Annotated in this window: 8 protein-coding genes and 1 pseudogene; 6 read left to right on the top strand and 3 right to left on the bottom strand. The window is 70.9% G+C overall.

The features are described from left to right. The first annotated feature begins 140 nt into the window (after positions 1-140). On the top strand, positions 141-509 hold the full coding sequence (locus ACFZDL_RS45990) for a VOC family protein (RefSeq protein WP_353596809.1): 369 nt from the start codon (positions 141-143) through the stop codon (positions 507-509). 70 nt (positions 510-579) lie between these two features. Next, positions 580-881 (top strand): annotated as a pseudogene (locus tag ACFZDL_RS45985) (hypothetical protein); the annotation flags it as partial. A gap of 99 nt (positions 882-980) precedes the next feature. Here the strand turns inward: ACFZDL_RS45985 and ACFZDL_RS45980 are convergent. Beyond that, positions 981-1,571: a TetR/AcrR family transcriptional regulator gene (locus tag ACFZDL_RS45980; protein ID WP_353596810.1), complete on the bottom strand. Its 591-nt coding sequence runs from the start codon at positions 1,569-1,571 to the stop codon at positions 981-983. Between the two features lie 102 nt (positions 1,572-1,673). Here ACFZDL_RS45980 and ACFZDL_RS45975 point away from each other — a divergent pair, with 102 nt between their 5' ends. The 4 genes from ACFZDL_RS45975 to ACFZDL_RS45960 are packed head-to-tail and all read left to right on the top strand — an operon-like array spanning position 1,674 to position 4,048. Beyond that, on the top strand, positions 1,674-2,105 hold the full coding sequence (locus ACFZDL_RS45975; protein WP_353596850.1) for a tautomerase family protein: 432 nt from the start codon (positions 1,674-1,676) through the stop codon (positions 2,103-2,105). Next, the gene (locus tag ACFZDL_RS45970; protein WP_353596811.1) at positions 2,098-3,168 is read left to right on the top strand and encodes an alcohol dehydrogenase catalytic domain-containing protein; all 1,071 of its coding nucleotides are present in this window, start codon (positions 2,098-2,100) and stop codon (positions 3,166-3,168) included. Before ACFZDL_RS45975 ends, ACFZDL_RS45970 begins: the two co-directional genes overlap by 8 nt. Beyond that, positions 3,114-3,557, top strand: a complete 444-nt coding sequence (locus ACFZDL_RS45965; protein WP_353596812.1) for a PaaI family thioesterase — start codon at positions 3,114-3,116, stop codon at positions 3,555-3,557. Before ACFZDL_RS45970 ends, ACFZDL_RS45965 begins: the two co-directional genes overlap by 55 nt. Positions 3,558-3,607: 50 nt before the next feature. After that, positions 3,608-4,048 (top strand): PPOX class F420-dependent oxidoreductase, encoded by a 441-nt coding sequence (locus tag ACFZDL_RS45960; RefSeq protein ID WP_353596813.1) that lies wholly within the window; start codon positions 3,608-3,610, stop codon positions 4,046-4,048. Between the two features lie 158 nt (positions 4,049-4,206). Here the strand turns inward: ACFZDL_RS45960 and ACFZDL_RS45955 are convergent, their stop codons facing one another. After that, positions 4,207-5,124, bottom strand: a complete 918-nt coding sequence (locus ACFZDL_RS45955; RefSeq protein WP_353596814.1) for a sigma-70 family RNA polymerase sigma factor — start codon at positions 5,122-5,124, stop codon at positions 4,207-4,209. Between the two features lie 214 nt (positions 5,125-5,338). After that, a complete protein-coding gene (locus tag ACFZDL_RS45950; protein ID WP_353596815.1) occupies positions 5,339-6,544 on the bottom strand; it encodes a globin domain-containing protein in 1,206 nt (401 codons plus the stop codon). Positions 6,545-6,598 lie beyond the last annotated feature (54 nt).

Here is a 6,598-nt window from a genome sequence, read left to right as displayed (position 1 = left end):
CAGTTCTACCGGGGCTCCGCTTCTCGCGTCCGCCGCTCTTCCAGATCAACCCACTTGCGGCCACGCCCAGACCCGTAACTTCATGGCCTTGGCCTTTAGGGTGTGCATCCCGGAAGTCCACGGATCGGCCCGGAGGTGCCATGTCCCTGCAGATGAAGTTGCGCGCGATCACACTCGACTGCCCCGATCCGCCGGCGCTGGCGGCGTTCTACCAGCAGGCCACCGGGCTGGAGCCCCACCCGAGATCCGACGCCGAATTCGCCGCTCTCACCTGTGAGGACGGGCTCTTCATCGGCTTTCAGCGCGTCGACGACTATCAGGCTCCGCGCTGGCCCGATCAGACCGTTCCCCAGCAGTTTCACCTCGACTTCGCCGTCGATGACCTGGACGAGGCGGAGGCCCGGCTGCTGGAACTGGGCGCGGGTAAACCGGATCACCAGCCGAATGAGGGTCGGTGGCGGGTCCTCACCGATCCGGCCGGGCATCCTTTCTGCCTGGTCAGAGGCTGACCGCAACCACTGGTGACTGGCTCTCCCCGAGATCGGCCGGTAGCGTGCGGGGACGACCCAGGGGGGTGGGCTGGTGCGGCCGGTGCTGCTGGTGGATGTGGACGGACCGCTGAACCCGTACGCGGCGAAGCCGCACAGGCGCCCCGAGGGCTATGAGACGCACCGACTGCCACGACATGGGAGGAGGAGGCCAACGACTTCCTCGCGCCCCTCCTGGGACTGCCCGCCCTGCCGTTCATCACCTGGCCCGAGCCCCGGCCCGAGCCGGAGAACGGCGTGTTCTGGAAAACACCCGTGATCGTCGCCTGGGCGCGGGGCCGCCCGTTCGCATGGGTCGACGACGAGATCACGGACGCGGATCGCGCCTGGGTCCTGTCCATCCTGTCCCTCCTGGAGAGCGGCGTGTTCACCGAGGAGAAGATCAACGCGATCCGCACGGCGATCGGCGCCTGACCCAACCGCCCTCCACCGTCAGGAGGAACCGTCGAGCGCCCCGGCGATCAGCGCTTCGAGCTCCCCCGCCACCTGGTCCAGCGGTCGCATGCTGCGCTTGGCGCGGCACATGGCGATGGCGCCCTCGACGGACGCCACGATGAGGGCCGCGAGCCCCGGAGCCCGCTCGGGGGCGGCGCCGTGCTCCCGTAGCGCCTGGGTCAGCAGCTCCTCCCAGTCCTCGAACGCCTCGGCGGCGGCGACGAGGGCGGGCGGGATCCCGTCGGCCGGCGGCTCCTCGACGGAGACGGCGAGCACGGGGCACCCGGCGCGGAAGTCGCTCTCGACGACGATGCCGCGCCACAGGGCCAGGAAGGCGCGCAGTCCGGCGACCGGGCCCGCGTCCAGTTCCTTGCCCAGGAGGCGGGCGACGGCCGTGCCCGCGTACCGCACCGCCTCGGTGGCCAGCTGCTGCTTGCCCTCGGGGAAGTAGTGGTAGGTCGAGCCGAGCGGCGCCTTGGCGTGTTTGGCCAGCTCCCGGATGCTGGTGGCGTTCAGGCCGCGCCTGCTGATCATGTCGGCCGCACCGGCCACGATGCGCTCGCGCGACGGCCCGCTGGATTTGGCCATGACCGAGCTCCCCTCTGGCTATAACGCTCGTCATAGTCTAGCGTGGCCGCCGTCTATAACGATCGTTATAGTCCGTGTATGCGGCCGAAGGGAGACTTCGCCATGCCGATGATCCGGCTCACCGTCCCGTCCGGTGCCCTGACCGAGGAGGGCCGCAAGACCGTCCAGCGCGATCTGGCCGTCGTCCTGCTGCGCTGGGAGGGCGCGCCGGACACCGCGTTCTTCCGCGCCCAGGCGTGGAGCCACCTCGTCGAGCTGCCCGAAGGCGCGCAGACCACCGCCGAGGACGACTCGCCCCGCTTCCTCGTGGACGTGACGGTCCCTCAAGGCGCGCTGTCCGAGCGGCGCAAGGCCGGTCTGATCGAGGGCGCCACCAAGACCGTGCTCGACGCCGCCGGGCTCTCCCCCGCCGAGGCCCTGCGCGTCTGGGTGCTGGTGCACGAACAGCCCGACGGCACCTGGGGTGCGGGCGGCTCCGTCATCCGCTACGCCGACCTCGTGGCCCTGGCGAAGGAGCAGCGGGCCGATGCGTGAACTGACCTACGCCGCCCGGCACACCGTCGAATGGCGCGAGGCCCCCGACCCCAAGCTCCGGTCCGACCAGGAGGCGATCGTCGCCCCGGTGGCCGCGACCTCCTGCGACGTCGACTCCGCGATCCTGGCCGGACATGGCTTCGTTGATCCGCCCTTCGCCCTCGGCCACGAATGCGTGGCCAAGGTCGTCGAAACCGGTGACGCCGTGACCACCGTGTCCCCCGGCGACCTGGTGGTCGTCCCCTGGTCCATCAACTGCGGCACCTGCGACCACTGCCGCGCGGGACTGACCGCGCACTGCACGGCCGTACCGCACATGGCCATGTACGGCGCACCGATCGGCGGCAGCTGGGGCGGGCTCTTCTCCGACCTGGTCCGCGTCCCATGGGCGGACGCCATGCTCGTCCCCCTGCCCGCCGGTCTCGACCCGGTCGCCATGGCCTCGGCCGGCGACAACTGGTCCCTGTCCTGGCGCCTGGTCGCACCCCATCTGAAGGCCAGGCCGGGGGCCCGCGTCCTGGTGGTCGCGCGCGGCAGCATCGGCCTGTACGTCTGCGACATCGCCCGCGCGCTCGGCGCCTCCCAGGTGCTGTACGTCGATCCCGACCCCGACCACCGCGAGATCGCCGGCGGCTACGGCGCCACCACCGCCGAGGCCCTCGAGCCCGTGCGGCACGGATTCGACATCGCCGTCGAGGCCACCGGCCGCGTCGACCAGCTCGCCCAGGCCGTGAAATGCCTGGCCCCGGAAGGCATCTGCGAATCCGCGGGCAACCACTTCCGCCCCGGCGAGCTGCCCCTGCTCGACATGTACCTCACCGGCGTCACGATCCGCATCGCCCGCGACAACGTCCGCAACCACATCCCCGACGCCCTCGACCTCGCCCGCAGCGGCCGCGTCGACCCCAGGGCCCGCAGCTCGTGTCCGAGTGCGGCGACGGCCGCGCGTTGGTGGTCCAGTTCCTCGCCTGTCCCCCGGCGGTGGACGAGTTTCCCGGAGGGGCACGGATGTACAGCCCCGTCACCGGCCCCGGCAGCCCGCTCGCCCCGCCCATGCGGATGACCCCGGACAGCGGTGGCATCGTCGGCCACTGCACCCTTGGCATCGCCCACGAAGGCCCGCCCGGCTACGGGCACGGCGGCATGAGCGCCATGCTGCTGGACGAGCTGATGGGCTGGGCCTGCTACGCGGCCGGCACCCCCGCCATGACCGTCTCCCTGCAGGCGCACTACCACCGGCCCGTCCCGCTGGAGACCCCTCTGCGGATCTTCGCCCACGTCACGGGCGCCGAGGGCCGCAAGGTCTCCGTGGCCGGCTCGATCAGCACCGAGGAGAACCCGTCGGTGCCCCTGGTCACCGCGGACGGCGTGTTCGTCGCCCCTGACCCCGACCGGGCCCGCGCCCTGTTCCCTGGCGCGGCTCGCGCGGTGACGCCTCGTCCGGAACTCTGACGATCATGTGGGCGTTGAGTCGCTTGAGCCTTTGAGTGAGGAGCGATCGCATGGCGGCCACACTGGACGAGATCACACGGGCCTGGCTTGAGGAGCCCAGGTTCTGGCAGATGGCCACCTTGAACCCGGACGGTTCGCCGCAGTTGACACCGATGTGGGCCGGCCTGGAGGACGACCTGATAGTGGTCAACACCTCGGTCGGCCGCGTCAAGGAGGAGAACCTGCGGCGTGACCCCCGGGTGTCGCTGTGCTGTATGGACACCGAGAACCCGTACCACCGGGTGGAGATCCGGGGCCGCGCGGTCCGTTTCGTGGCGGGAGAGCCGGCGGTGCGCGTCATGGACCGGCTCGCGCAGAAGTACCTCGGCACGGAGACGTTCCCCTGGCTGATCCCCGGCGAGGTGAGAGTGGCGGTCTACATCGAGCCCTCCCACGTCCACCGTGTCGTCGGCGTCGAGAAGTTCCGGCCCGGGGTGCTGCCGAAGGGGTGAGTGTTCCGAAGGCGGCCCCACGCGTCAGGCGTCGTCGCGTCGTGCGACACGCGGGCGCCCCGGAGGAATCCGGCGTCAGCCGCGTGCCGGCTTCACAGCGCCGAGAGCGGTGTTACATGCCACCGGAGCGGGCCGGGCCGCCGCCGCGGCCGCCGCCGCTACGGCCGCCGTGGAACAGCCCGCTGTGACGACCGCTCGAACGCCCGGAGCTTGTCCGGCGTCAGGATCCAGTAGAACTCGTCGATCACACCCCGCCCCGCGGAGATGGCCAACAGCGCGATGGCGACACCGTCCTTGACGGCCAAGAGAGCGGGAAGGCCATTGGCCTCGACGATGCGGTACTCGTCCCAGGGGATGAACTTCTTGGCGAAGGAGCTGATCCTGGCCACGCGCACGGTGCCGAGGACCGGGATCCGCGCCACTCCCCGCATGCCGTTCCCGTCCGCGTAGGCGATGACGTCGGCCGACAGCAGGTTCTCGAGGGCGTCGATGTCGCCGGTCTCCGCGGCGGCGACGAAGGCTTCCAGCAGGCGCCGGTACTCCGCGGTGTCGACGGGCTCACGGCGCTCGGCCGACAGTCGTTTGCGGGACCGGCTGACGATCTGCCGTGCGTTGGCCTGGCTCAGCCCCAGTACGTTCGCGATCTGGTCGTACGGGTAGTCGAACGCCTCGCGCAGCACATAGGCCGCCCGCTCCACGGGATTCAGTTTCTCCAGGAGGAGCAGCACGGCCAGCTCAACGGCCTCGCCGCGCTCGGCGCCGACGTGCGGATCCACACTGGTGTCGACCGGCTCGGGCAGCCACGAGCCCACATGCGCCGCACGCCGCACCCGCGCCGACTGGGCCACGTTGATCGCCAGCCGCGTGGTCGCCGTCGTCAGGAAGGCCCCGGGATTCGCCACGGCGCTCCGGTCGGTGCCCTGCCAGCGGAGCCAGGCGTCCTGGACCACGTCCTCCGCCTCGTCCACGCTGCCCAGGACGCGGTAGGCGATGCCGAACAGCCGGGGTCGCAGCTCCAGGAAAGCGTCCGCCGCCTCGTCGAGCGAGTCATCGCCGGGCCGCTGTGACGTGTCCATGCCGCCATGCCTCCGCTGTTCGACCGCGGGTGCCACAGACGCGTCGGCCGGCGTCAGGAACGACCCACTCTGCTCATGACGATCCTAGTGACCAGCCTCTCCCGGGTGACCAGCCTCTCCCGGACGGTCGGGAACCGCGGCTCCCGGGTCAGGCGAGCCCTGCCAGGACGAGCGCGGCGGTGACGAGGGCCGCCGGATGCCGCCGCCTGATCTGCTACCTGCTGAGCCAGAGGTCGGGGCCGAAGACCTCGTAGTGGACGGCGGAGGGGTGCAGCCCCTTGTGGAGCAGTTCGCCGCGTACCGCGCGCATGAAGGGCAGGGGGCCGCACAGGTAGGCGGTGGTGTCCTGCGGCAGGGCGAGGTCATCGAGGGTGGCGCGGCCGGGCGAGACGTTGGGGGCGGGGTGCTGGTCGGCGTTGTTCTCGTACCACAGGTGCAGGGTGGCACGGGGCAGGCGGTCCACGAGCTCGGCCTGTTCGTCACGGTGGACGCGGCCGGCGGGTGTGCGATCGGCGTGGATGACGGTGACGGGACGGGTGGAGCCGGTCAGGGCGAGGTGGTCGAGCATGGACAGCATGGGGGTGATGCCGATGCCGGCGGAAGCGAGGAGGAGCGGGGTGTCCGCGTCGGGCAGGACGAGATCACCGGCGGGCAGGGAGACCTCGAGGGTGCGTCCGGGGTTGGCATGGGCGTGCAGCCAGGTGGAGACCTCGCCGTCGGGGGCGGTGCCGTCGGCCGAGCTCTCGCGTTTGACGGTGATGCGCCAGGTCTTGCGTCCGGGGGCGCTTGACAGGCTGTACTGGCGGATCTGGTGGGTGCCGTCCGGCAGTTCGACGCGGACGCTGATGTACTGTCCGGGCCGGAAGGCGGTGGTGGGCAGGGTGTCGGGGCGGCGCAGGACCAGGGAGACGGCGTCGGGGGACTCCTGGTGGCGTTCGGCTATGTCCATCCGCCGCCACACGTCGCCGTCCCGGACCGAAGCCTGGGCGTACAGGCGGGCTTCCATGGCGATCAGGGCGTTGGCCATCAGCCAGTAGACCTCGTCCCAGGCGGCGGCGACCCGGGGGGTGACGGCGTCGCCGAGGACCTCGGCGACCGCCGCGAGCAGATGGCGGCCGACCAAGGTGTACGTGTCGGCGGTGATGCCCAGCGAGACGTGTTTGTGCGCGATGCGCGACAAGATGGCGTCGGGCCGTTCGTCGGGGCGCTCGAGCAGAAGGGTGGCGAAGGCGGCCACCGAACCGGCGAGCGCCTCGCGCTGGGCGCCGTTGACCTGGTTGGCCCGGTTGAACAAGTGCCGCAGCAGCTCCGGACGCTCCTCGAACATCCGCCGGTAGAACAGCTCCGTGATCGTGTTCAGGGAGGCCCCCACCGTGGGAAGCGTCGCCCGCACGACCGGGACCGACTGCGCGGAAAGCATCGGACACACACCTCTGATCCGCATCTGAGATTCTTATTTTCGGCCGCGAGGACA

The sequence above is a fragment of the Streptomyces sp. NPDC007917 genome (assembly GCF_042959105.1).
In the GTDB taxonomy this organism is placed as follows: Bacteria; Actinomycetota; Actinomycetes; order Streptomycetales; family Streptomycetaceae; genus Streptomyces.
Note: the sequence above shows the minus strand (reverse complement) of the source record. Positions and strands in the feature narration are given on the sequence as shown.

Bases quoted from the DNA above. Each gene is read 5' to 3' on its own strand.
- ACFZDL_RS45960 (WP_353596813.1), top strand. From the start codon at position 3,608: ATGGCGGCCACACTGGACGAGATCACACGGGCCTGGCTTGAGGAGCCC.
- ACFZDL_RS45990 (WP_353596809.1), top strand. From the start codon at position 141: ATGTCCCTGCAGATGAAGTTGCGCGCGATCACACTCGACTGCCCCGAT.
- ACFZDL_RS45975 (WP_353596850.1), top strand. From the start codon at position 1,674: ATGCCGATGATCCGGCTCACCGTCCCGTCCGGTGCCCTGACCGAGGAG.
- ACFZDL_RS45950 (WP_353596815.1), bottom strand. From the start codon at position 6,544: ATGCTTTCCGCGCAGTCGGTCCCGGTCGTGCGGGCGACGCTTCCCACG.
- ACFZDL_RS45965 (WP_353596812.1), top strand. From the start codon at position 3,114: ATGTACAGCCCCGTCACCGGCCCCGGCAGCCCGCTCGCCCCGCCCATG.
- ACFZDL_RS45955 (WP_353596814.1), bottom strand. From the start codon at position 5,124: ATGGACACGTCACAGCGGCCCGGCGATGACTCGCTCGACGAGGCGGCG.
- ACFZDL_RS45980 (WP_353596810.1), bottom strand. From the start codon at position 1,571: ATGGCCAAATCCAGCGGGCCGTCGCGCGAGCGCATCGTGGCCGGTGCG.
- ACFZDL_RS45970 (WP_353596811.1), top strand. From the start codon at position 2,098: ATGCGTGAACTGACCTACGCCGCCCGGCACACCGTCGAATGGCGCGAG.